This is a genomic window from Jatrophihabitans fulvus (genome assembly GCF_054781375.1).
Genome location: NZ_BAAGUN010000004.1, coordinates 226765 through 250327 on the forward strand (window position 1 = coordinate 226765; position 23563 = coordinate 250327).

16 protein-coding genes and 1 tRNA gene are annotated in these 23563 nt (G+C 75.7%); 13 read left to right on the top strand and 4 right to left on the bottom strand.

Annotation, left to right across the window (positions count from 1 at the left end):
• Positions 1–3: 3 nt before the first annotated feature.
• The 5 genes from ACYVP9_RS15315 to ACYVP9_RS15335 are packed head-to-tail and all read left to right on the top strand — an operon-like array spanning position 4 to position 11179.
• Complete coding sequence (locus ACYVP9_RS15315) at positions 4–4401, top strand: FtsK/SpoIIIE domain-containing protein (RefSeq protein WP_460605769.1); 4398 nt, start codon at positions 4–6, stop codon at positions 4399–4401.
• Complete coding sequence (locus tag ACYVP9_RS15320; protein ID WP_460605770.1) at positions 4398–6917, top strand: NHL repeat-containing protein; 2520 nt, start codon at positions 4398–4400, stop codon at positions 6915–6917. Before ACYVP9_RS15315 ends, ACYVP9_RS15320 begins: the two co-directional genes overlap by 4 nt.
• Before the next feature lie 5 nt (positions 6918–6922).
• Entirely contained in the window at positions 6923–7906 is a 984-nt protein-coding gene (locus ACYVP9_RS15325) for an AAA family ATPase (protein WP_460605921.1), read from the top strand.
• Positions 7907–7913: 7 nt separating this feature from the next.
• Positions 7914–9059 (top strand): DUF58 domain-containing protein, encoded by a 1146-nt coding sequence (locus ACYVP9_RS15330; protein WP_460605771.1) that lies wholly within the window; start codon positions 7914–7916, stop codon positions 9057–9059.
• Positions 9056–11179: a transglutaminase TgpA family protein gene (locus ACYVP9_RS15335; protein ID WP_460605772.1), complete on the top strand. Its 2124-nt coding sequence runs from the start codon at positions 9056–9058 to the stop codon at positions 11177–11179. Before ACYVP9_RS15330 ends, ACYVP9_RS15335 begins: the two co-directional genes overlap by 4 nt.
• 1 nt (position 11180) lies before the next feature.
• Here the strand turns inward: ACYVP9_RS15335 and ACYVP9_RS15340 are convergent, their stop codons facing one another.
• The 4 genes from ACYVP9_RS15340 to ACYVP9_RS15355 all read right to left on the bottom strand — a co-directional run bounded on the left by ACYVP9_RS15340 (position 11181) and on the right by ACYVP9_RS15355 (position 15233).
• Positions 11181–12839, bottom strand: coding sequence for a serine/threonine-protein kinase (locus ACYVP9_RS15340; protein ID WP_460605773.1), 1659 nt, complete (start codon positions 12837–12839; stop codon positions 11181–11183).
• Complete coding sequence (locus tag ACYVP9_RS15345; protein WP_460605774.1) at positions 12836–13129, bottom strand: hypothetical protein; 294 nt, start codon at positions 13127–13129, stop codon at positions 12836–12838. The genes ACYVP9_RS15340 and ACYVP9_RS15345 overlap by 4 nt, the downstream gene beginning before the upstream one ends.
• A gap of 58 nt (positions 13130–13187) precedes the next feature.
• Positions 13188–14027, bottom strand: a complete 840-nt coding sequence (locus tag ACYVP9_RS15350; RefSeq protein WP_460605775.1) for an aldo/keto reductase — start codon at positions 14025–14027, stop codon at positions 13188–13190.
• 75 nt (positions 14028–14102) lie between these two features.
• The gene (locus ACYVP9_RS15355) at positions 14103–15233 is read right to left on the bottom strand and encodes a cysteine--tRNA ligase (RefSeq protein ID WP_460605776.1); all 1131 of its coding nucleotides are present in this window, start codon (positions 15231–15233) and stop codon (positions 14103–14105) included.
• A 39-nt stretch (positions 15234–15272) separates the two neighbouring features.
• On the opposite strand from ACYVP9_RS15355, the gene ACYVP9_RS15360 reads away from it, so the two are divergent.
• The 8 genes from ACYVP9_RS15360 (at position 15273) to ACYVP9_RS15395 (ending at position 23562) form a co-directional block, all read left to right on the top strand.
• Positions 15273–15346 (top strand) — tRNA-Gly (locus tag ACYVP9_RS15360).
• Between the two features lie 112 nt (positions 15347–15458).
• Positions 15459–18215, top strand: a complete 2757-nt coding sequence (locus tag ACYVP9_RS15365) for an alpha/beta hydrolase (protein WP_460605777.1) — start codon at positions 15459–15461, stop codon at positions 18213–18215.
• Between the two features lie 71 nt (positions 18216–18286).
• Positions 18287–19228, top strand: a complete 942-nt coding sequence (locus ACYVP9_RS15370) for a methylenetetrahydrofolate reductase (RefSeq protein WP_460605922.1) — start codon at positions 18287–18289, stop codon at positions 19226–19228.
• A gap of 10 nt (positions 19229–19238) precedes the next feature.
• Positions 19239–20021 (top strand): class I SAM-dependent methyltransferase, encoded by a 783-nt coding sequence (locus ACYVP9_RS15375; RefSeq protein WP_460605778.1) that lies wholly within the window; start codon positions 19239–19241, stop codon positions 20019–20021.
• A 4-nt stretch (positions 20022–20025) separates the two neighbouring features.
• Positions 20026–20217 carry a hypothetical protein gene (locus ACYVP9_RS15380; RefSeq protein WP_460605779.1) on the top strand — a complete coding sequence of 64 codons (192 nt, stop codon included), beginning with the start codon at positions 20026–20028 and terminating at the stop codon, positions 20215–20217.
• A gap of 81 nt (positions 20218–20298) precedes the next feature.
• On the top strand, positions 20299–21546 hold the full coding sequence (locus ACYVP9_RS15385; RefSeq protein ID WP_460605780.1) for a WS/DGAT/MGAT family O-acyltransferase: 1248 nt from the start codon (positions 20299–20301) through the stop codon (positions 21544–21546).
• Positions 21547–21601: 55 nt separating this feature from the next.
• Positions 21602–22621, top strand: a complete 1020-nt coding sequence (locus tag ACYVP9_RS15390; protein WP_460605781.1) for a GAF domain-containing protein — start codon at positions 21602–21604, stop codon at positions 22619–22621.
• 44 nt (positions 22622–22665) lie between these two features.
• A complete protein-coding gene (locus ACYVP9_RS15395; RefSeq protein ID WP_460605782.1) occupies positions 22666–23562 on the top strand; it encodes a PAC2 family protein in 897 nt (298 codons plus the stop codon).
• Position 23563 lies beyond the last annotated feature (1 nt).

Here is a 23563-nt window from a genome sequence, read left to right on the forward strand (position 1 = left end):
GCCATGACCGCCGGCACGCTCGCCCGCACCTGGACGGTGACGGTCAACCCGTCACCCGACAGCGGCCACGCCCCCGCGGACGTCACCATCGACGCCCGCGCGGGCGCCACGGTCGGCGACCTCGCCGCCGCCCTCGGCGAACACCTCGCCGAGGGTCGGCGGGTGCTCGTCGCCCCCGTCGAGGACGGTCGGCCGTGGCCGGCCGCCCGTCCGCTGCTCGAGTGCGGCATCCGCACCGGCGACGTGCTCGACGTCGTCACCGTCCCCGCCGCCTGGGCCGACCAGCCCGCCCGGCCGTCGCGACGGCGCGCCACGCTGCGCATCGTGTCCGGTCCCGACACCGGCCGCACCGTGGCGCTCTCGACGACGAGCGTGACGATCGGGCGCGACGCCGACTGCACCGTCACCCTCACCGATCCGCTCGTCTCGCGGCGGCACGCGACGGTCGTGTTCGGGCACGTCCGCCCGACGATCACGGACGACGGGTCGGCGCACGGGACGCTCGTCGACGGCAGCGCCGTCACCGGTCCCACCGCGCTCGAGTGGGGACGGCCCGTCCGCCTCGGCGACACCGCGCTGGTGCTCGAACCCGTCGACGACACCCACGACCGTCCGGTCGCGGTGCTGCGTCCGCCGCGCTTCGGGGAACCGCTGGCCGAAGGGACGGTCGACGTCCCCGCCCCGCCCGCCAAGCCGCGGCCGTACCCGCTGCAGTGGGCGATGTTCGCGATGCCGCTGGTGTTCGGCGGCGCGCTGCTCATGCAGTCGCGCAGCAGCTTCAGCCTCGCCTACGTCTGCGGCTACCCGGTGATCATGCTGGCGACCTGGTGGCAGCAACGCCGCCGGGCCCGCAAGGAGCACCGCGAGGCGTTGCGGCTGTGGCGCGAGGACGTCGACGAGACGCTGGCGACGATCGACCGGGCCGGCGCAGCCCAGCGCGAACGCAGCCAGGAGGACCACCCCGAGTTCGCGACGCTGACCACCCGCGTGCAGGTGCGCGGCCGCGCCCTGTGGACCCGGCGGGTCGGCGACCCCGACTTCCTCGCCTGCCGCGCCGGGCTCGGGCCGGTGCCCGCGCTGCTCACCGCCGGGGTCCGCGACGGCGGCGACCGCGAGCCGCAGAAGCAGGCGCGCGAGGACGCCGCGTTGCGCGCCACGCTGGACGGGCTGGCCGTGCCCGTCGGCATCGCCGACTCACCGGTGTTCGCGGTGACCGGCCCCGGCGACGACGTGGACGCCGCCGTCCGCGCGTTCGTGGCGCGCCTCGCCGTCGACCACTCACCGGCCGAACTGACGCTCGCCGCCGTGCTCGGCCGCGGTCGCGCCCACCACGAGACCTGGCTGCGGTGGCTGCCGCACACCGCCCGGCGGCCCAGCGGCTTCGCGCCCGTCGCGGTCGGCGCGCCGGACGGGGCCGTGCTGCTCGACGCGCTCGCCGGCGAGGAGCGTGACCGCGGCGTGGTGCTGTGCCTCGTCGACGCCGACGCCGGCATCCCGCGGCGCCTCGTCGAGGCCGTCGCCGCCGGCGAGCACGCGGCCGAGGGACGGCTGCGCCTGCTGTGGCTCGGATCCGACCCCGACACCGTGCCCGCCGCGACGACCGTCCTGCTGGACCTCACCGCGTCGCTCCCCGCCCCGGACGCGACCCGCGCCGCCACCCGTCCGGGCCGTGCCGAACCGCGCCCCGCCGCGGTGCTGGCCACCCGCGACCGCCGCGGCATCCAGCTGCTGACCGACGTCGACCGGGTGGGGCTCGACGACGTGTGGCGGCTGGCCCGCGCGATGGCGGCGTGCACGGACGACGCCGCCGTGGTGCCCGCCGACACGGCCCTGCCGGACGTCACCCGGCTGCCCGACCTGGTTCCCGACCTCGTCGACCCGGACGACGCCGCGGGCATCCGCGCCCGGTGGGCGGCCCGCCGCGGGCTGCGGGCGCAGCTCGGCGTCGGCGCCGGTGGCGTCGTCTCGCTCGACCTGCGCGAGGACGGCCCGCACGGTCTCGTCGCCGGCACCACCGGCTCCGGCAAGAGCGAGCTGTTGCAGACGCTGATCTGCTCGCTGGCCCTGAACAACCCGCCGCAGCGCATCACCTTCCTGCTCGTCGACTACAAGGGCGGCGCCGCGTTCCGCGAGTGCGCCGACCTGCCGCACACCGTCGGCTACATCACCGACCTGTCGCCCGCGCTCGTGCAGCGCGCGCTCACCAGCCTGGCCGCCGAGGTGCACGCCCGGGAGCGGCTGCTCGAGCGGTACGCCGCCAAGGACCTCGTCGCGCTCGAGGCCGCGCACCCCGAGGTGGCACCGCCCAGCCTGCTCATCTGCGTCGACGAGTTCGCCGCGCTGACCGCCGAGGTGCCGGAGTTCGTCGACGGCGTCGTCAACATCGCCCAGCGCGGACGCTCGCTCGGCATGCACCTGCTGCTCGCGACGCAGCGTCCGGCCGGTGTCGTCACACCGCACGTGCGCGCCAACACCGACCTGCGCATCGCCCTGCGCGTCTCGTCGCCGGACGACTCGTCCGACGTCATCGACAGCCAGGACGCCGCCCGCATCAGCCGTCGCACCCCCGGCCGCGCCTGGGTGCGGCGTACCGGCCACGGCACCGCCGAGCTCGTGCAGACCGGGTGGGTGGGCGCCCGCGCCCCGCTCGCCGGCGCGGAACCGCCGGTCAGCGTCCACGGCTTCTCGGCCGCGGTGGCGCAGGCGTCCGTCCCGCTGGGTCAGGTGGACACCCGAACCGACCTGGAGCGGTTGGTGAGCGCCGTCCGCACCGCCTTCGACACGAGCGGGTCGCCCCTGCCGTCGAAGCCGTGGCTGCGCGCCCTCGAGGACGAGGTGCGCCTCGAGAGCGCGCAGCGCGGCACGCTCACCGTCGGCGGCGAGCCGGTCGCCCCCGGCCCCGGGCGGGTCGTCGTCGGACGCCTCGACGACCCCGCCGAGCAGGCGCAGCGGCCCGCGGTGCTCGACTTCGCGCACGCCGGCAACGTCCTGGCGTTCGGCGCGTCGGGTAGCGGCAAGACCGAGCTGCTGCGCACGGTCGCGGTGTCGGCGATGCTGACCGAGACCGCGCCGCCCGCCGTCTACGCGATCGACTTCGGCGGCGGCGCGCTCGGCGCGCTGCAGGCGCTGCCGGTCGTCGGCGCCGTCATCGGTGAGAGCGAGCCCGAGCGCGTCATGCGGCTGCTGCGGATGCTGCGGGCGGCCGTCGCCGACCGCAACCGGCTGCTCGCGAGCCGCGGCGCCGCCGACGTCGGCGCGCTCGCCGCCGCGGGTGTCACGCTGCCGCGCATCCACGTGCTGATCGACAACCTGCCGAGCCTGCTCGAGACGCTCGAGTCGGGCGGGGCCGCCCGGCGCGTGCACGCCGACATGCTCGCCGGCATCCTGCAGGACGGCCGCCGGGTCGGCGTGCACGTCACCGCGACGTCGCCGCGGCGCACCGGCATCACCAGCGGCATGCTGTCCGCCTTCGGACAGCGGCTCGTGCTGCGCATGCCGGTCGACGACGACTACCAGATGCTGGGGGTGCCCGGCGGGCTGCTCGGCGCCGACTCGGCACCGGGACGCGCGCTGCTGGGCCGGCACGAACTGCAGGTCGCGACGATCGGTGGCGCCGGTACCCCGGCGCAGGCCGAGGCGCTGGCCAAGGTCGCGGCCCTCGTGAGCGACGCCCCTCCCGCCGTTGCCGTGCCGCCGATGCCCGCGCGGCTGCCGCAGCAGGCGATGCCGCAGCCGCGGCGCGACGCCCTGCCGTTCGCGGTCGACTCCGACTTCGTCGCCGCGGTGACGCTGCCGCTGCTGCGGGCGCCGCTGCTCGTCACCGGACGCGCCGGCAGCGGCCGCACCGGCATGCTGCACGGGCTGGCCCAGCTCGCACGCCGCTCGTCCGAACCGCCGGCCGAGATCGTCCTGGTCGGACCGCGGGCGGCCGAGGCGCCGGCGGGTCTCGCCGATCTCGCCCTGAACGACCCGGCCGCGGTCGTCGAGTGGGCCACCCGCCCCGCCCCGGCGGACGGCTGGCGCCTGGTGCTCGTCGACGACGCCCACGCCTGGGAGCGGGAGTGGGAGCGCAACGGTCCGGCCCGCGAGGCCGTCGAGGCGCTGGCCGGCGTCGTCTCGGCCGCCGCCGTCGCCTCACACACCGCGGTGGTCGTCGCGACCGACACCGACGACGCCCGCACCCGCCAGCACGTGGCGGGCCCGACACAGGCCGCGAAGCGCGGTCGCGTCGGCGTGCTGCTCTCGCCCGACCTGCCGGACGGATCGCTGCTCGGCGTCACCGTGCCGACCCAGACGGCGGAGGCCCTCGGCGGGCCGGGCCGCGGACTGTTCTGCGAGGGAGGACGAACCCGCGTCGTGCAGGTAATCTGCACCGGTCTGTCCGGTGAGGGTGGGGGATGAGGCACATGTCCGGTCGCGCCGGAAATGGAGATCGGGGTCGGCTGCGCGCCGTCCTCGCGCTGCGCCCGCCCGCCCTCGGTGGCCGCCGGGGAACCGTCCTCGCACTCGTGCTCGCGGCCGCGGCCGTCGCCGCCGGCATGACACTCGGCAGCGGGGTGGCCGACAGCCGCACCCGCTCCGGCTACGACCTGGCCTGGCTCGCCGACGGCAAGCGCGGGCAGCTCGTGCAGGTCGATCCGGTGCTGGGCCGGGCCAACGTCCGCCTGCAGGTCGCCGACCCGGGCAGCACGCTGTCGGTGCAGCAGGGCAACGGCCAGCTGATCGTCACCGACCGCACCACCGGCCGCATCACCAGCATCGACCTCGGCACCCTGCTCGTCGGCGGCAGCCGCAGCGCGCGCCCCGGCGACTCGGTCAAGGTGCTGCTCGCCGGCTCCCGGCTCTACGTCGCCGACCTCGCCCGCGGCACCGTGCAGGCCGTCGACCCCGCCACCCAGGCCGACATCGGCACGCCGTGGTCGGCGGGCCGTCCGCTCGTCGACGTGGGGGTCGACGGCACGAACGCCGTGTGGGCGCTCGACAGCACCAAGCTGTTGCGGACGCTGCGCTGGGACGGCGGCACCCTGCGACCCGTCACCACCCGGTCGGTCGCCGGTGCCGGTCCCGGGTCGGTGATCGTCGGGCACGACCGCGGCGTCACCGTCGTCGGCTCCGGCGGCGCCGTCGTCACCGTCGGCACCGGACGCGACCGCCGCCTCGACGCGCCCCGCATCGACGGCACCCTGCACGGTCCCGGCCGCAGCCCCGACGACCTCGTCCCCGTCAGCAGTCCCGGCACCTCGTCGGTGATCATCGTCGGTCCCGGCGACGCCGTCGTCGACGACGTCGGTGGCTACGGCTGCGACCGTCCGGCCGCCCCGACCGTGTTCGACGGCAAGGTGTACGTGCCCTGCTCCGGCGCCGGCAAGGTGATCGTGCTGGGCCCGGACGGCCGCCAGGTCGGCGCCGCGATCCCCACTCCCGGCGGCGGCGACCCGCAGCTGACGGTCAGCGGCGGACGCCTCGTCATCGACGTCCCCGGTTCCGGCAGCGCCACCGTCGTCGACGGCTCGGGCAACCGCCACGACTTCCCGACCGTGGCTCCCGGCGTCGGGGTGCAGAACCCCAACGACCCGCCGCCCGACCCGCCCGCGCCGCCGACGCCGAAGCCCTCGCCGCCCCGTGCGGGTCACCAGGACGACGGCGACGACGGCGACAACGGCGACAACGGCGGCAACGGCGACAACGGCAACGGGCACGGCGGCTTCGGCAGCGGCACCGGCCACGGCAACCGTCCCGGCGGCCTCGGCGGCGACCCGTCCGGCGGCCCGTCCAGTCCCGGCGGGTCGGGCTCGAACGGGCCTGGCAGCAGCAGCGGCGCCGCCCACGCCGAGGCCCGTCCCGACGGCTCCGTGGTCGTGACCTGGAGCGGGGGATCCGGCAGCACCGTGATCACCGCGACGGCCACCGGCGACGAGGTCGCCACCGTGCCCTCGGGCGCGCAGTCGGCGACGGTCACCGTGCTCGCGCCGGGCACGACGACCGCGTTCACCGTCCGCAACTCCGCGATGACGGCGACGACCAACTCGGTCACCACCACGACCGCACCGGGCGCGGCGAGCGCCGTGACCGTCACGCCCCAGGGCGTGGCGGACGGGTTCGCGACGCTGGTCGTCACCTGGCGCGCCGCGAGTGCCAACGGCACCCGGGTCAGCTACGCCGTCGGCCCGAAGGGCGGCGCCCTCACCACGACGACGTCGGCGCTGACCGCGACCGTCCGCGTGCCGTGCAGCAACGGCTGCACGGGGACGATCGTCGTCACGCCGCGCAATGCGGCCGGCGCGGGGGCGGCGGCGAGCGCCGCCTACTCCGTCGCGGGCAGCGCACCCGCCCCGGCGCCGACGACGGCGGTGCCCGCGCCGCAGCCGCAGCCCGAACCGACGACCGCAGCTCCGGCGCCCGCTCCGCAACCGGTCGCGATGCCCGCCGGTGGCGAGGCGCTGATCACGACCTCGGCGAGCGTCGGCAGCGACACCGCCGGCACGGCGGCGGTGGCCCATGTGACGATCACGTCCCCGGGCGACTGGGCGGCCTTCGGCGGCACCTGCACGCTCTACGCCGACGGCATCGCGCAGACCGGCACGCTGTCGAGCTGCAACGTGAGCGGCCAGGTCGTCGACTTCCCCTACGGCGAGTCGGGCACCCACGAGTTCTGGGTGGTCGCGACCGACCCCGCCACCGGGCGCACGTCGGAATCGGCCCACGCCAGCCAGTCGGTGGTCTACCGGCAGATGTGCCTGAACTCGGCCGGTGAACGGCAGCTCGCGGGGCCGGGCGGCGCGCCGCTGCAGCGTCCGATCTGCGACGAGCCGCCGACCTGCCCCGGGTGCCAGATCCCGCTGATGCAGCCGCTGCAGCCCAGCACGGAGCCCGCGGCGCTGCCCGCCCTGTTCGAGTACACGCGGAGGATGTGGTGACGTCGGTGACCGACCTGTCGGCCGGGCTGAGCGAGACCGAGGTCGCGGAGTTCCGCAACCTGCACGCCGCAGTGGCCGAGGCCGTCGAGGTGGCGGTGCAGGGCAAGCGGGTCACCGTCGAGCTGGTGCTGACGGCGTTGTTCGCCGGCGGCCACGTGCTGCTCGAGGACGTCCCCGGCACCGGCAAGACCACGCTGGCCCGTTCGCTCGCCGCGGCGCTGGGCGGACGCTCGCGCCGGGTGCAGTTCACGCCCGACCTGCTGCCCTCCGACGTCACCGGCACCGCCGTCTACGACCCGGCGAGTGGCGAGATCGCCTTCCGGGCCGGTCCGGTGTTCGCGAACGTCGTGCTGGCGGACGAGATCAACCGGGCGGCGGCCAAGACGCAGTCGGCGCTGCTCGAGGTCATGGAGGAGCGCACCGTCACCGTCGACGGGGTGCCGCACGCGGTGCCGGACCCGTTCCTCGTCGTCGCCACGCAGAACCCGGTCGACCTCGACGGCACCTACCGGCTGCCCGAGGCGCAACTCGACCGGTTCGCGCTGCGCACCGCGCTCGGCTACCCGGACGTCGAGGACGAGATCGCGGTGCTGCGTCCCGGCGCGCCCGCCGGTTCCGTCGACAAGGTGCCGACCGTGACGTCCCCGGAGGACGTCGCCGCCCACACCGCGCGACTGACCCGGGTGCACGTCGCCGAACCGATCCTGCGCTACGTGCGGGCGCTCGGCGCGGGCACCCGCAGCGACGAGCGGTTGCGGCTCGGCGTGAGCACCCGCGGCCTGCGGACGCTCGTGCGTTGCGCGCAGGTGCACGCGGCCGCCGCCGGTCGCCACTACGTGGTGCCGAGCGACGTGCAGCAGCTCGCGCAGCCCGTGCTCGGCCACCGGCTGCAGCTCAGCCGGGCCGCCGCCGTGGGTGGCACGACCACGACCGAGGTGCTGGCGGACGTGCTCGCGGGCACGCCGGTGCCCCGCCCCACCGCAGACTGAGCCGACCGTGTCAGTCAGGCCGACCTCGCGGGGTGTGGTGGCGTTCGTCCTCGGCCTGCTCGCCCTCGCGGGCGGGCTGGTGTGGCGCTACCCGGGGCTCGTCGCCCTCGGCGCCGGCCTGCTCGTGCTCTGCGCCGTCGCGGTCGTCGGGGTGTCGCTGCCCGTCGCACTCGTGCCCGACCGTCGCGTCGCGCCGGTGCGGGTGGCCCGCAACGGGGCGTGCCGGGGCACGCTGCGGGTCACCAGCGCACGCGGCCGCGTCGCGGTGAGCCTGGACGCCGACGAGCGCATCGGCGCCCGGCGGGTGCCGGTCGTCGTGCCGCGGCTGGCGCCCGGCGCGACCGTCGAGGCCGGGTACGACGTCCCGACGTCGCGCCGGGGCGTGGTCGAGGTCGGCCCGCTGCGCCTGCGCCGCGTCGGTGTCGCGGGCCTCGCCGTCGCGCAGGGCGAGGTGGGCGACACCGTCGCGGTGCACGTGCTGCCGCGGGTGCTGCCGGTGCTCGGGCTGCCGGCGGGCGTGCGACGCGGTCACGTCGGGGCCGACGAGCGGGTCGAGCGCGGCGGCACCGACCTGGTCGCGCTGCGCGAGTACCTGCCGGGCGACGACCTGCGCCGCGTGCACTGGGCGACCAGTGCCCGTAGCGGCACGCTGATGGTGCGCGAGGACGCCGACCCCGCCCGTCCGCACCTGACGCTGGTGCTCGACGACCGCGCGCAGCGCTACACCGGCGACCAGTTCGAGGACGCCGTCGAGGCGGCAGCGTCCCTGGCGACCACGGTGGTCGAGGCGGGGCACCCGATCCGGCTGCTCACCACCACCGGCGGGCTGGACGTCGAGGTGCCCGCTGCCGCTCCCGGCATGCTCGCCCCCGGTGCCGACGACCTGCTGCGGGCGCTCGCCGAGGTACGCCCGTCCGACGTCACCGAGGCCGCGCCGCCCGTGCTGCGCGACCTGGACGTCCTCGTGGTCGTGACCGGTGCCGCCGCCGAGCCGGTCGCCGACCTCGTCGCCGAGGCCGCGCGGGCCTCGCTCGGCCTGGTGCTGGTGCTCGACGCCCACGACGTCGACGTGCACGCCCACGGCAGCGTGCTCGCGCTGCACGGTCCCCGCGCCGAGGACCTGCTGCACGCCTGGGACGCGATGGTGGCATGAGCGCGCCGTCCGTCGTCCGTGCCCGCACCGGGTGGGCCCTCGTCCTGCTGTTGCTCGGGGCATTCGGCTTCGTGGCCGGTTTTCGCGGCGTCCTGCCCCCGCTGCTGCTGGCGGTCGCCTGCTCGCTGCCGTTCGGGATCGTCCGCCTCGGCCAGAAGCTACGCCTCGGCACCGCCGTTCCCGCGCTGGTGTGCGTCGTGCTCGCCGCGCTGGGCGCCTGGCTCGCCCTGCGGTCGGACGGTCGCGGGGTCGGGGACGCGCTGCCGCGGCTGCTCACGACGGCGCGGCCCGCGGACCCGTCCGCGGCCCTGCTCGCGGCGCCGCTGCTGCTCGTCGTTCTCGTCGCCACCGTGGTGGCCGCCGCGGTCCTCGCCGACCCGCGACACACGGCGGCACCGGACGACATCGCGCGCACGGCGGACGGCCGGTTCGCGGGCCTGCTCGCCCCCGTGCTCGGCGCGGCCTTGCTCTACGGCGCGGCGCAACTCCTCGCCGCGGGTGCTGCCGACCCGTACGGCGTCGTCGCCGTCTGCCTGCTCGCGGTCGTCGTGGCCGGCTGGACCTACCCCTACGCCCGGGGCGGGCGTGCCGCGTGGCGCCCGCTGGCGGTGCTGCCGCTCGTGCTCGCGATCGCCGTGGGGCTCGGCGCCGCGGCGCTCACGAGCACGTCGGACCGCTTCGACCCGCGCGAGCACGTCACGCCGCCGACGGTGCAGTTCCGCCAGACCAGCCCGCTGACACAGCTGCGGGCATGGGCGGCCAACCCGGACGTGCGCATCCTGCGCGCCGACGTCACCGGCACCGACCGGCTGCGGCTCGCCGTGCTCGACACCTTCACCGGCGCGAGCTGGCAGGTCGACTCGCGCTACCGCGAGCTCGGCCTCGGGGCGGCGCGGCTGCCCGCGGGTGCCCGGCAGCAGGACGTGCGGGCGACCGTCCGCCTCGAACGCCTGGGCGGGCTGCAGCTGCCGACCCCCGGCACGGCGACCGGCTCGTCGCTGCCCGACGTGCTCGGCGACCCGGACGACGGCAGCCTCGCGCTGCCCGGCGAGGTGCGCCCTGGCCTCACGTACTCCGTCTCCGGACGGGTCGACGCGCCGACGCGGCAGGAGCTGTCGGTGGCGGCGGTGCCGCCTGCGGTGCCGCCGGTCTACCTCGACCTCGCGAACGCGCCGATCGGCTTCGCGCAGTACGCCCGCAACGCCGTCCGGGGCGCGTCTACCCCGCTGGAGGAGGCGGTCGCGCTCGAGAACGCGGTGGCCAGCGGCCGTCGCGTCGACCCGAAGGCGGCGAGCGGCTCGTCGTTCGGACGGCTGTCGACGTTCCTGTTCGCGAAGCGCGGCACGGCCGGCGCCGCCGTCGGCAGCGCCGAGCAGTTCGCGGCCGCCTTCGCCGTGCTCGGCCGCGAGGTCGGCCTGCCGACCCGGCTCGTCGTCGGCTTCGAGCTGGACGGCACCGGGACCGTGGTCGTCCGCGGTCGGGACGCCACCGTGTGGCCCGAGGTCTACCTCGACGGACCCGGCTGGACGCGCTTCTCGCCCACGCCGGGTGCGGGCGGTGACGGTCCGGGGGACGGGCTGCGCGATCAGGTGCTCAAGCGGGTGTCCGAACGGGCCAAGGACCTGCCGCCGCTGCCGCCGCCGGCCTCGACGGCGCCGAAGGGGACGACGACGCAGCCGTCCGCGTCGGCGACCCGGCAGCAGCCGGGAGCGCCGGACGGCCTGCCCGGCTGGGTGGTGGCGGTGCTCGTGGTCGGCGGTGTGCTCGTGCTGCTCGTCGGCGCGGTGGCCGTGTTGCGGGCGCGCCGCACCCGCCGCCACCGGCGCCTCGGCGCCCGCGGTGCGTGGTCGGAACTCGAGGACCTGCTCGTTCTCGTCGGGCGCGCGCCGGGCCGTGACCGTCCGGCGCCCGAGGTGGCCGCCGACGCCGCCGACCTGCTCGGCGAGCGCGGTGCCGTCATCGCGGCCGCCGCCGACCGCGAGGCGTTCGCGCCCGCGCCGGGACCGTCCGCCCCGGTGTGGGGACACCTGCGCACGGTGCGGCGCGACTGCGTGCGGACGCTGCCGCGCTACCGGCGGCCGCTGTCGCGGGTCGACCCTCGACCGCTGCTGCGCCGCTGACTCAGCCCAGGCACCGCGGGGACGAGACCCCGGCGACGACCCGTCCGCCGAACCGGCCGTAGCTGGTGACGCGCACGCAGTGGCGTCCGGTGGGGAACGCGTTCATGACGAGGTAGGTGCGGCCCTGCTGCACCTGATAGATCTGCGACGCGAGCGCGGGCTCGTCGACGAAGTTGACGATGAACTGCGCGCTGCCGCGGGTCGGGTCGCTCCAGCGCAGCACCGCCGCCGTGCCGCGGCGCTTCAGGCTGGTGATGCGCGGCGCGCGGGACGGCTCGATCGGGATGCTCGCGCTCGGCGTCACCGATCGCGAGTCGACCGACGGCACCACGACCACGCCGCCGCGGGTGTCGGACGACGAGGGCGCCGACGTGGTCGGGCCCGTCGACGGCCGTGGTCGTGCGGCGGGCTCGTCCGACCCGCCGCGCAGCACCCCGACGAGCACGCCGGCGGCGAGGGCGACGACGACGATCGCCGCGAGCAGGAACCAGCGGCGACGCGACGGGGGTTCGGCGGTGTCGCCGTCGTCGGCAGGAACCTCGGCCGGCCGCAGGCCGGTCGCGTCGCCGTCGGGCGGGTCCGGCGGTCGCTCGCCCGAGTGCGCGGGCGTCGCCAGATGCGCCAGGGCCGAGACGGCGACCGGCTCCCGCTCGTCCGCGAAGGACGGCGGCGGCGGGGCCGGGGCGGCCGGGGCGGCCGGGGCGGCCGGTGGCGGAGTCGGCGGAGCCGGCGGTGCGACCGCCGGCGGGGCGGGAGCCGGCTCGGGCGCCCAGCTGCGGGTCTCGGTCGGCACCGCCTCGAGCGCGGCGCGCAGCTCGGCCGCGCCGGCGAACCGGTCGTCGCGCTCGCGGGCAAGGCACCGGGTGACCACGTCGCGCAGCGCGGGCGGCAGGTCGTCGCGCTCGAGCGGACGAGGGGATCCGGTGCGCGCCCGGCGCAGGTAGGCCAGGGCGGAGTCCTCGTCCGGGTCGTCGGCGGCGAACGGGGCGCGCCCGTCCAGCAGCGTGTGCAGCGTCGAACCGAGCGACCAGATGTCGTCGGCGACGGTGGGCGGCAGCCCGTCCAGGATCTGCGGCGACGCGTGCCGGTAGGAGAAGCGTTCCAGCGAGGCGGAGTGACCGGCGTCGACGGCGCGGGCGAGGCCGAAGTCGGCGAGCACGTACGACGTCGGCAGCACGAGCACGTTCTGCGGCTTCACGTCACGGTGCAGGACGCCCTGGCCGTGCGCGAAGTCGAGCGCGTCGGCGACGACCGAGCCCGCCGCCACCACCTCGCTCACCGGCAGCGGCCCGCGGGCGGCCAGCCGGTCGTGCAACGAGCCCAGCTCGAAGTAGTCCATCACCAGGCACGGCGAGCCGGCCGAGGTCGTCGCCACGGCGAGCACGGTGACGATGTGGGGGTGCTGGCGGCCCAGCCGGACCGTGATCTCCAGCTCGCGCCGGAACCGGGCCGCGGCGGTGGGGTCGGAGTCGTCGAGCTCGACGACCTTGATGGCCACCTCCCGGCCCACGGACGTCTGCCGGGCGCGGTAGACGACGCTGTCGCCGCCGCGGGCGACGGCAACGGCGTCGGTGTAGCCGGGCAGCAGTTCGGGTGTCGTGGGCGACGCGGCGGGCGCCCGCGGCGCCCAGACGTCGTCGGGTGGTTCCGGCTCGGTCACGACGGCGGCCGCCAGTCGCGGCGCACGATCACGACGTCGCGCTCGGCAGCGGCGAGATCGTCGTCGGACGGACGGTTCACGTCCCGGGCCCGCAACGCCCGCTCGACGCCCAGCTGCGACGGCCCGCCGCCGACCAGGTCGCGCAGCGCACCGTCGGACGGGGCGTCCCGACGACGTCGGCGGGGAGCCGGCGCCGGAGAAGGCGCATCGGCCACCGGACGCGCCGACGGCGCGGCATCGCTGCCGCGCCGTCGGCGACGTCGCCGGTGTGTTGCCGAGTCGTCACCCACGGTGAGGATCTTCGCGCATGCGGCGGCGCGCGTCCTGCCGTGGGGGACGACGGCCGGGTTACGGGATGTAGTCGAACGTGTCCGGGTCGGGACCGGTGCGCTCGTCGCGGTTGACCGACGCGATCGTCTCGATGTCGTCGCCGTCGAGCTCGAAGTCGAAGACCGCGAAGTTCTCGACGATGCGCTCGGGGGTGGTCGACTTCGGGAACACGATGTCGCCGCGCTCGAGGTGCCAGCGCAGCACGACCTGCGCGGGCGTCTTGCCGTACTTCTCGGCGACGGACGTGATGATCGGGTCGTCGAGCACCTTGCCCTGCGCGATGGGCGACCACGCCTCGACGGCGATCTGGTGCTCGGCGCAGTAACCGCGCAGCTCGCTCTGCGTGAGGTAGGGGTGCACCTCGATCTGGTTCACGGCGGGGACGACGTTCGCCTCGGCCGCGAGGCGTCCGAGGTGGGAGGCCTGGAAGTTCGAGACGCCGATCGAGCGGGCCCGTCCGTCGCGGTAGAACTCCTCGAGCGTCTTCCACGTCTGGACGAAGTCGCCGCCGTAGCGGGTCGGCAGCGGCCAGTGGATGAGGAACAGGTCGACGTAGTCGGTGTCGAGCTTGGCCAGCGTCTCGTCGAACGAGCGCCGCGCGTCGTCGGGCTCGTGGTTGCCGTTGTTGAGCTTGCTGGTGATGAACACGTCGGACCGGTCGATGGCGTACTTCGACACGGCCTCGCCGACCTCGGCCTCGTTGCCGTACATCTGGGCGGTGTCGATGTGGCGGTAGCCGGCGTCGAGGGCCCGGGTCACGGCCTCGGCGGTGTCCTTCGGCTCGATCTGGTAGGTGCCGAAGCCGAACTGCGGGATCCGCTGTCCGTTGTTGAGCAGGATGTCGGGCACTGCACTCACAGGGAGTTGCTCCTTCGTTGTCGATGGCTCACGAAGGAGGTACCCGAACCGCCCGCCGCCGACACCGCGGGTCGCTCAGCCCAGCGCCAACATCTCGATGAACGTGCGCGCCGCCTGGCCGCCGTCGTCCAGCGCGATCGCCAGCGCGCCGGGGACGTCGAGGTCGTCGAGCAGGGCGGCGGGCACGGCTGCCGCGCCGGGGGCCGCCCCCGGACGGGCCGCCGCGGCGTAGAGCTGTTCGAGCGTCGCCTCGGCGTCGTCCAGCAGCGAGGGGCTGTAGGTCCACCCGTCGGACCAGCGCCGGTTCAGGCACATCAGCCGGACGGCGCCGGGGGAGTGGTCCTTCAGCAGGTCGTCGACGAGCACGAGGTTGCCCGACGACTTCGCCATCTTGTTGCCGCCCTCGACCGAGACGATGCCGGCGCGCAACCAGCTGCGCGCGAACGGCGCGACGCCGGTCGCGGCCTCACCGAGCGCGGCCTCGCACGCGTGGTGCGGAAAGGCCAGATCGCCGCCACCGCAGTGGATGTCGACGGTGGGGCCGAACAGCGCGAGCACCATGGCGGCGCACTCGGCGTGCCAGCCCGGACGTCCCTCGCCCCACGGGCTGGGCCAGCTGACCTCGTCGTCCGCGCCGGACGCCACCCACACCGCGGTGTCGAGCGGGTCGTCCTTGTCGGGGTCGCCCGGACGGTCGTGGAACTCCTCGGCCCGCGCCAGCGCGGTCTCGTGGTCGAGACCGACGTGCGCGTACGCACCGGAGGTGCGCGCGTACACGGTGCCGTTGCGCTCGTAGGCCGCGTCGCGGTCGAGCAGCGCCGCCGCGAGCTGCACGACGTGGCCGATGTGCTGCGCCGCGGACGGTGCGAGATCGGGCGGACGGACCTGCAGCGTCGCCATCGTGCCTTCGAAGGACGCCCGCTGCAGCGTCGCCAGCATGGTGTGCGACTCGCCGCGGCGGCGGGCCTCGGCGAACAGCACGTCGTCGACGTCGGTGACGTTGCGCGCGACGGTGACGTGGTGGCCGTGCCAGCGCAGGATGCGCTCGCACGCGTCGGCCCAGACGTAGGTCGCGGCGTGGCCGAGGTGCGTGACGTCGTAGGGCGTGATGCCGCAGACGTACATGCGCACCCGTCCGACCATCGGCAGGCTCGCACCGGCGAGCCGCAGGCGCATCGGGGGACCGGTGAGGCGGGTCGGGTTCACCCCCGCAAGCTATCCTGTCGTCGCGGCGTCGAGCCGCACGCGGGCGTAGCTCAATGGCAGAGCCTCAGTCTTCCAAACTGATTACGCGAGTTCGATTCTCGTCGCCCGCTCCACCCCGATCGGCGTCCGGCGCCAGGGCACATCGGCCGGTGCGCGGGCGCGTCCGCAGTGACAGACTGCGACGGCTCCGCGGTGTGCGGACGTGACGCCTGGAGGGCACCGCACATGCACCCGATCCCGCGACGCACCCTGCTCGGCCTCGTCACCGGTGCCCTCGTCGTCTCCGGTGCGGGTGCGACGGGCGCGAGCACCGCGGCGGCCGCTCCTGCGGCGACGACGGCATCCTCCTCGTCGACCGCGCCGAAGCCCGTCGGCAGCTGGCGCGTGCAGCGCCTCACGGCCGGCCGCTGGCAGGTCAGCTGGACCGCGCCGCGGCGGCTGCCCGTCCGCTCCGACCGTCCCGAGATCGTGACGCGCTCGGGCGCGGCGATCGGCGTGCCGGTGACGGCGGGACGCACCGTCCGCACGGTCGTGGCCGCGCGGACGCGTCCCGACGCGCGCGCCCTGCAGGTCGTGCTGTCGGGCCGGCGCCTCGACCGGACGACGACCTCCCGCCCGGCGATGACCCCGGCGGCCGTGCCCCGGGCGGCGGCTGCGCCGGTGCCGGACATCGGCCTCGACCCCGGTGTGCCGGGGCCGTACGCGACGACGAGCAGCGACTACGTGCGTCCGTCGGTCAAGGTTGCGGGCATGGCCGCGCCGATCGAGATGGTCGGCCACGTGGTCGAGCCGGTGGCGGGCGCCGCCACCGGACCCCGTCCGCTCGTGCTGTTCCTGCACGGCCGGCACGAGTACTGCTACCAGGCGCGCAAGGGCGAGCCCGACTACGACTGGCCGTGCCGCGGCGTGATGCGCGAGGTGCCGAGCCAGCTCGGCTACGTGTACGCGCAGCAGCTGCTCGCCTCGCAGGGATACACGACGGTGTCGATCCGGACGAACGGCATCAACGCGCAGGACGGCGACCTGGCCGACGGCGGCGCGTCCGCCCGCGCCACGATCGTGCAGCGGCACCTCGACTACTGGGCGACGATCGCCACGGCGCACCAGGTCGACCTGAGCCGGGTCGTGCTCGTCGGTCACAGCCGCGGTGGCGAGGGCGTCGACCGGGCGGCCATCCGCATCCCGACCTCCGCGCCGTACCGCGTCGTCGGACAGGTGCTGATCGCCCCCACCGACTTCGCGAGCCAGACGGCGTCGGACGTGCCGACGGTGACCCTGCTGCCCTACTGCGACGGCGACGTCAGCGACCTGCAGGGCCAGCGCTTCACCGACATCGCGCGCGACCAAAGCGCCGGTCCCGCGCTGCACAGCTCGGTGCTGGTGATGGGCGCGAACCACAACTACTTCAACAGCGAGTGGACGCCCGGCGTCTCGGTCGCGCCGTCCAGCGACGACTGGGGCGGCGACCCGAGCCTGCTGTGCGGCACGAAGACGTCGGCCCGGCTGTCCGCGGCCGCGCAACGATCGGTGGGCAAGGCCTACGTCGCCGGCGCGGTGCGCATGTTCACCGACGCGGCCGAGTCGGCCGACCTGCTGCCGTTGTTCGACGGGTCGCAGGTCGCGGTCCCCTCGGCGGGCCGCGCCCTGGTGTACAGCCACGCGGTCGGTGGTGACCGCGACGTGCGGCGTCCCGGTCGGGACACCACCCTGACCCTGCCCTTCGGCGCCGACAGCTCGTTCTGCACCGGCGCGACGTCCGACGACTACCGGCCCGACCTCTGCGGGTCGGAGCTCTCCGGCATCACCACGCCCCTCTGGCCGGCCCGGGACGAACAGCCGGTCGCGAAGCGCACGTTCTGGCAGGTGCGCTGGACGGCGGCGCACCGGACGGCCGGGCTGCACCTCGCCCGGGAACTCGACCTGCGGTCGCGGGTGCTGGACCTGCGCACGATCGTCGACCCGCGGTACGGGCCGGTGCGGCTGCGCGTCACCGTCGTCGACGCGGACGGGCACACCGCCGCGGTCGTCCCCGAGGGCGGCGGCACCGTCGACCCGCTCCCCGCGTCGCCGCCGGGCGACTACGACCAGGCCGAGAAGCTGTGGGCGCAGACCGTCCGCATCGACCCGCAGTCGGTCGCGGGCTCGGTCGACCTCGCGCACGTGGCCGCGGTCGGCATCGTCGGCGACAGCAGCCGCGGGCAGGTCTGGGTGGCCGATCTCGCGGCGAGCGTGGGCACGGTGCCGGCGGCGTCCGGCACGCGCCTGCCGACGCTGTCCGTCGGGTCGGTGTCCGTTCCCGAGGGCAACGCCGGCGGCACCCGGATCGCGCGGGTGCCCTTCACGCTGTCGCGCCCGATGGACCGGGCCGGGCGGTTCGTCGTCTCGACCCAGGGCGACGACGCGATCAGCAACCGCGTGTTCGCCGTCGACCTCGCCCCTGGCCAGCAGTCGGGCACCATCCCGGTCGGCTACCTCTCCGACCGGCTCGACAGCCCGTCCCGTCTCGCGACGGTGGTGCTCGTCGGCGCGACGACGAACGTCGTCACCGACCGGTACGTCGGCGCGCTCACCGTGCTCGACGACGACCCCGCGCCGACGGTCACGCTGACGCCGGTGAGGTCGGTGGTCCGGGAGGGTTCGAGCGCGCAGTGGCGGCTGACGCTGAGCAGCCCCGTCGCCTACGAGACGTACGTGGCGGCCCGTGTCGTGTTCGGCCCGGGACGCGATCTGCGCGGCGCCGACGTGCCGGCGGCGTGGTTGCGCGAGCACGCCTACGAACCGGGGACGGCTGCGGCGCTCGCCGCGCTCGACACCGAGCTGTTCGTCGACCTGCCGGCCGGCCGGCGCAGTGCGGTGCTGGCGATCCCGACCGTCCGCGACCGCGTGAAGGAGGGCACCGAGGCGGTGACGCTGCGCGCGTCCGTCGCCGGGTTGTCGGTGCGGCAAGCGCCGGTCACCCGCACCGTCCGGGTGCTGTCCTGACGGTGGTGCACGCCGGGTAGGCACGCCGTGTGACCGCGGCCCCCTCCGTCCGACCCGACTGTCCGAAGCGGATGGTGTTCGGGCCGTGCGGCGGGGTGCGGCCGGACGGTGCGTGCGAGATGCGACCGCACCCGTGCGTGTTCGACGGCCCGGTGCCGTGGCCCGACCCCGTCGCCGCCGCACCCGCGGACGTGCCCCTGGTGCTCGCCGACTTCTCGGCCCCGCCGTTCGACCTCGCCACCGCGACCCGCCTCGCGCGGACGATGGCCGAGCACTGCGGCGCCGTGCTCGTGGGCGAGCACAGCAACCGTCCGGATCTCCCACCCACTCTGCTCGCGAGCGCGCTGCTCGACGCCGGCGCGACCCCGTGGATCACGCTGTCGTGCCGCGAACGCAACCGGGTCGTGCTCGAGCAGGAGCTGCACGGGCTGGCGTCGGTCGGGGTGCGCACCGTGCTCTGCGTGACCGGGGACGGCCGCGGCTACGACGTGCGTCCCGACGTCACCCAGGTGTTCGACCTGGACGGTCCCCGGCTGGCGTCCCTGGCCGCGGCGACGGGACTGACCGCGGCCGTGCCCGAGACGCCGACCGCCCCGCCGGTGGGCGGACGCCCGCAGCGGCTGGTGCAGAAGCAGCGCGCGGGCGCCTCGGTGGCGGTGCTCAACCACGTCGCGTCGGCCGCCGCGCTCGCCGACTTCGTGGCCGCGGCGCGCGCCGCCGGCCTGACCGTCCCGGTGGTGGCCGGGGTCGCGGTGTACACCGACGTCGCGTCGGCGGCGGTGCTCGACGCCCTGCCCGGGCTGCATCTCGACCGTGGTGTCGTCGATGCGGTGGTGACGGCGCCCGACCCGTTCGAGGCGGGCGTCGCGGCCGCGGTCGACGTCGCCCGTGAACTGCTGGCGATCGAGGGCGTCGCCGGCGTGAACCTGTCCGGGTCGGCCGTCACCGGCGACCCGATGGCCGGGGCGGAGGTCAAGGCCGAGATCGCGCGCCGACTGGCCTCGCCGGTGTGAGGAGGTCCGGTTGAACGACCGTATGGACGACGAGTTCGACACCGTCGCGTGGTGGACGGCCGAGGCCGCCCTCGAGCTGGGGGAGGATCACCGTCTGCCGGCCGCGTGCCGGGGCAGCGGCGGCCCGGGCGTGCTCGGCTGGCTGCTCGACCGGCTGTCGGTCACGGCCGACGACCTCATGCTCGACTGCGGCGCCGGGGTGGGCGGCCCCGCCGCGTTCGCCGCGCAGCGCACCGGGGTGCGTCCGGTGCTCGCCGAACCCGAGGCCGGGGCGTGCCGGGCCGCCACCCGGCTGTTCCGGCTGCCGGCCGTGATCGCTCCCGGCCAGGACCTGCCGTTCCCGGACGGATCGTTCGACGTCGTGTGGTCGATCGCCGTGCTGTGTACGACGGACGAGCAGACCGAGCTCGTCGCCGAGCTGCGGCGGGTCGTCGCGGACGCCGGCCGCGTCGGCCTGCTCGTGTACGTCCGTACCGTCGAGGACGTCAGCGGCGGTCCCGCCGGCAACGTGTTCCCGTCCGACGCCGAACTGGACGAGCTGATCGAGCGCGCCGGGCTCGAGGTGACCGACCGGCGCGGCACGTCCGACCTGCCGTCGGCGGACGACGACTGGAACTCCCGCGCCGAGGCGGTGCAGGACCGGGTGCGCGAGCGCCACGGGCACGAGGAGGCCTGGCGCAGCGCGCAGGAGCAGGCGGACGCGTTCGCGTCCCTGCTGGAGGACGGGCGGGTCGAGGGACGGCTCGTGGTCGCGGTCCCGCGGGTTCGCGATGGCGCCGCCGGGGCACCGTGACGCCATGCCGCTCTGGTTGGACAAGATCCTGGGACGTACCCGCAAGGCCGAGGCCGACGTCGAGCTGGACGACGCCCGCGTCGACAGCCGCGACGCGGCCGGCGACACCGACTACGTCGGACGCGTGGCCGGGCAGGACCCCGGCGCGATCGGCGAGCAGGGCGCCGAGCGCCGCGCGCAGGAGGACGACGACTGACCCGTGCGGTAGGCCGTCGCGGTGCCGGGGCAGCCTCGCGTCACTGTCTGCCGGGACGGGTGAGCGATGAGCAGGATCCGCATGACCGCGGTCGACGCCGCGTGGTTGCACATGGACAGGCCGGTCAACGAGGTGGTGGTCAACGCCGTCCTCTGGTTCGACGAGCCGCTGGACGACGACGTCGTCCGCCTCGCGGTCGAGAAGCGGCTGGTGGGGGAGCACCCCCGGTTCGCGCAGCGGGTCGACGACGACGGCACCGCGGCGTGGTGGGTACCGGTCGACGGTTTCGACCCGATGGCGCACGTGACCCGCGAACGGCTGCCCGAACCGGGTGACCGCGCCGCGCTGGAGCGCCGGGTCGGGGCGCTGGCCTCGACGCCGCTCGACCGGGAGCGTCCGCTCTGGCACATCCACGTCGTCGACGGCTACCGCGGCGGCACGGCGCTCGTGGCCCGCATGCACCACTGCATCGCCGACGGTGTCGCACTGTTCCGGGTGCTGCTGTCGCTGTCGGACGAGGCCCAGGACGGCGGGCTGGGGGCACCTCGAGCGGCGGGGCCGGCGGCCCCGCTGCCGAACGTGGTCTCGCGCGGGTTGCGGGTGACGCGGGCGGTGGCGCAACTGGTCGCCCTGCCGCCCGACCGCGGCACCGCGCTGCGCGGCCCGTTGGGCACCACCAAGGCGGTCCGCTGGTCCGATCCGCTGCCGCTGGACGGCGTGAAGGCGGCCGCCCGCGCGTCCGGCGCCACCGTCAACGACGTCGTGCTGGCCGCCCTCGGCGCGGCCCTGCGCGATGTCATGGCGGACGGGCGGGTGCGCGACGTGCGGGCCGTGCTGCCGGTCAACCTGCGTCCGCTCGATTCGCCCCGGGTCGAGCTCGGCAACCGCTTCGGTCTGGTGTTCCTGCGGCTCCCGGTCACCGCGCCGTCCGCCGCCGCCCGCATCGCGGCCGTCCGCCGTCGCACCGCCGCACTCAAGCGGTCCGCGACCGCGCCGGTGGCGCTGGCCGTGCTCGCGCTGGTCGGACGGACGCACCGGCGGGTCGTGTCGGCGGTGGTCAGCGCGTTCGCGGTCAAGGCGAGCGTGGTGGTGACGAACGTGCCCGGGCCGGGACGGGCGCTGCACCTCGACGGACGGCGGCTGGCGGGGATCATCGCGTGGCCGCCCCAGGTGGGATCGCTCGGTCTCGGGGTGTCGGTGATCAGCTACGGCGGACGGGTCGTGCTCGGTGTCACCGCCGACGAGCGCGTGGTGCCCGACCCCGGCGCGTTGCTGCGCGGCCTCGAGCGCGAACTGGCCGTCCTGGGTGTGACGACGTCGAGTGCCTGACACGGTCCCGATCTGGGTATCCCTCCTGTCGAAGATCGTTCCTCGGGAGGACCACGTGACCAGCGACGCCCTGCGCGCCCCGCGCATCGTCGACGACCCCGACACCGTCTGGTTCCCCGTCGACGACCACGCCGCGGGGTCGGCGCGGCAACACGTCGCCACGGTGCTGGCGTCATGGGGCATCGACGACGTCTGCGCGGGTGACGCCGAGCTGCTGGTCTCCGAGCTGGTGACCAACGTGGTGCGCTACACCGGGTCGCGCACCGTCGGTGTGAACGTCCGGGCGACCGAGCGGATGGTCATCGTCGGCGTCCGGGAGACGGCCGTGACCGCCACACCCGGCCCGCGGACCACGATGCTCGCCGACTTCGCACCGCCACCCGGGCCCGGCGACGACGCCGTGCACGGCCGGGGCCTGCGCATCCTCGACGCCCTCGCCACCGAGTGGGGCATCACGCGCACGAACCGCTACACGGGCACCTGGTTCGCACTCACGCCCGACACGCCGCCGCCGCTGCGGGCGCTGAGCGTGGCGGCCGCCGCCCAGCTCGACGCGGTGCAGTCGAGCCTGGCGCGCACCCAGCTCCTGCTGCGCATCACCGAGAGCCTCGGCGACGCCGTGACCGCCGACCAGGTGGGCACGGTGATCACCCGTCACCTGCGCGACCACCTCGACGCCGTGTTCACCGGCATCGCGCTGATCGTGCCGGGAACGGCCGGCGAGGACGCCATGATGCGCTACCTCGACCTGTCGGCGTTCCCCGAGAGCACCCGCGCGCACTGGGCCCGCTTCCCCTACGCCACCGGCGCCCCGGTGGCGGCCGCCGCAGCCACCCGCACGGGGCTGTTCCACGAGAGCCGCGACGCCGCGGACGCCGATTTCCCCGGCATCGGCGAGCACATGGCCACGGCGGGCACCGGTGCTATGGCGCACGTGCCGCTGCTGGCGGCCGGCACCTGCCTCGGCACGCTCGCCCTGGCGTGGTCGCAGCCGCGGGTCATCGACGCCGACACCCGGGCCCTGCTCACGATCGTGGCGGGCTACGCCGCGCACGCCCTGCACCGGCACGCCTGACGCCGACACGGGCGCCGCCCGCCCGCACACGTCAAGATGGAGGGGTGACCCTCGATCCCGCGGAGCTGTTCGACCTCGACCCGGACCGTCCCGACCTCACCGGCACCGTGCTCGTGCACACCCTCGACGGGTTCGTCGATGCCGGCGCCGCCGTCCGGCTGGCCCGGTTGAGCCTGCTCGGCGAGGCCGACGACGCGCCGGTGCTGGCCCGCTTCGACATCGACCAGCTCTACGACTACCGGGCGCGGCGGCCGATCATGCGCTTCGACGCCGACCACTGGAGCGCCTACGAGACGCCGCAGCTCACCCTGCGCCTGCTGCACGACAACGACGAGACGCCGTTCCTGCTGCTGAGCGGCCCCGAGCCCGACATCCAGTGGGAGCGGTTCGCGTCCGCGGTGACGATGCTCGTCGAACGGCTCGGCGTCCGCCTCGTCGTCGGGCTCGACGCGTTCCCGATGTCGGTGCCGCACAGCCGCCCGACACCGCTGATCGTGCACGGGTCGCGGCGCGATCTGTTCGCCGACTACCAGCCCTGGCTCGGCCAGATCGTCGTGCCGGCGAGCACCGGCCACCTGCTGGAGTACCGGCTCGGCACGGCCGGCATCGACACGATGGGACTCGCCGCCCCGGTGCCGCCTTACCTGTCCGAGACACAGTTCCCCGCCGCCGCGCTGGCTCTGCTGCGCGAGCTCGGCGCCCGCGCCGGGCTGCGGCTCGACACGGCCGCGCTCGAGGACGCCGAGCTGGTGAGCCGGACGGCCATCGAGCGCGAGGTGGCCGGCTCCGAGGACCTGCAGCGGGTGGTCGCGGCGCTGGAGAAGCAGTACGACGACGCCGCGGCGACGCGGCGGGCGACGCTGGGCGACGACCTGCCGTCCGCCGACGAACTCGGCGCGGAACTCGAACGCTTCCTGGCGGACGAGTCCCGCGGCGAGTGAC

Coding starts and splice junctions, on each gene's coding strand:
- ACYVP9_RS15315 (WP_460605769.1), top strand. CDS start 4: ATGACCGCCGGCACGCTCGCCCGCACCTGGACGGTGACGGTCAACCCG.
- ACYVP9_RS15320 (WP_460605770.1), top strand. CDS start 4,398: ATGAGGCACATGTCCGGTCGCGCCGGAAATGGAGATCGGGGTCGGCTG.
- ACYVP9_RS15335 (WP_460605772.1), top strand. CDS start 9,056: ATGAGCGCGCCGTCCGTCGTCCGTGCCCGCACCGGGTGGGCCCTCGTC.
- ACYVP9_RS15365 (WP_460605777.1), top strand. CDS start 15,459: ATGCACCCGATCCCGCGACGCACCCTGCTCGGCCTCGTCACCGGTGCC.
- ACYVP9_RS15370 (WP_460605922.1), top strand. CDS start 18,287: ATGGTGTTCGGGCCGTGCGGCGGGGTGCGGCCGGACGGTGCGTGCGAG.
- ACYVP9_RS15380 (WP_460605779.1), top strand. CDS start 20,026: ATGCCGCTCTGGTTGGACAAGATCCTGGGACGTACCCGCAAGGCCGAG.
- ACYVP9_RS15385 (WP_460605780.1), top strand. CDS start 20,299: ATGACCGCGGTCGACGCCGCGTGGTTGCACATGGACAGGCCGGTCAAC.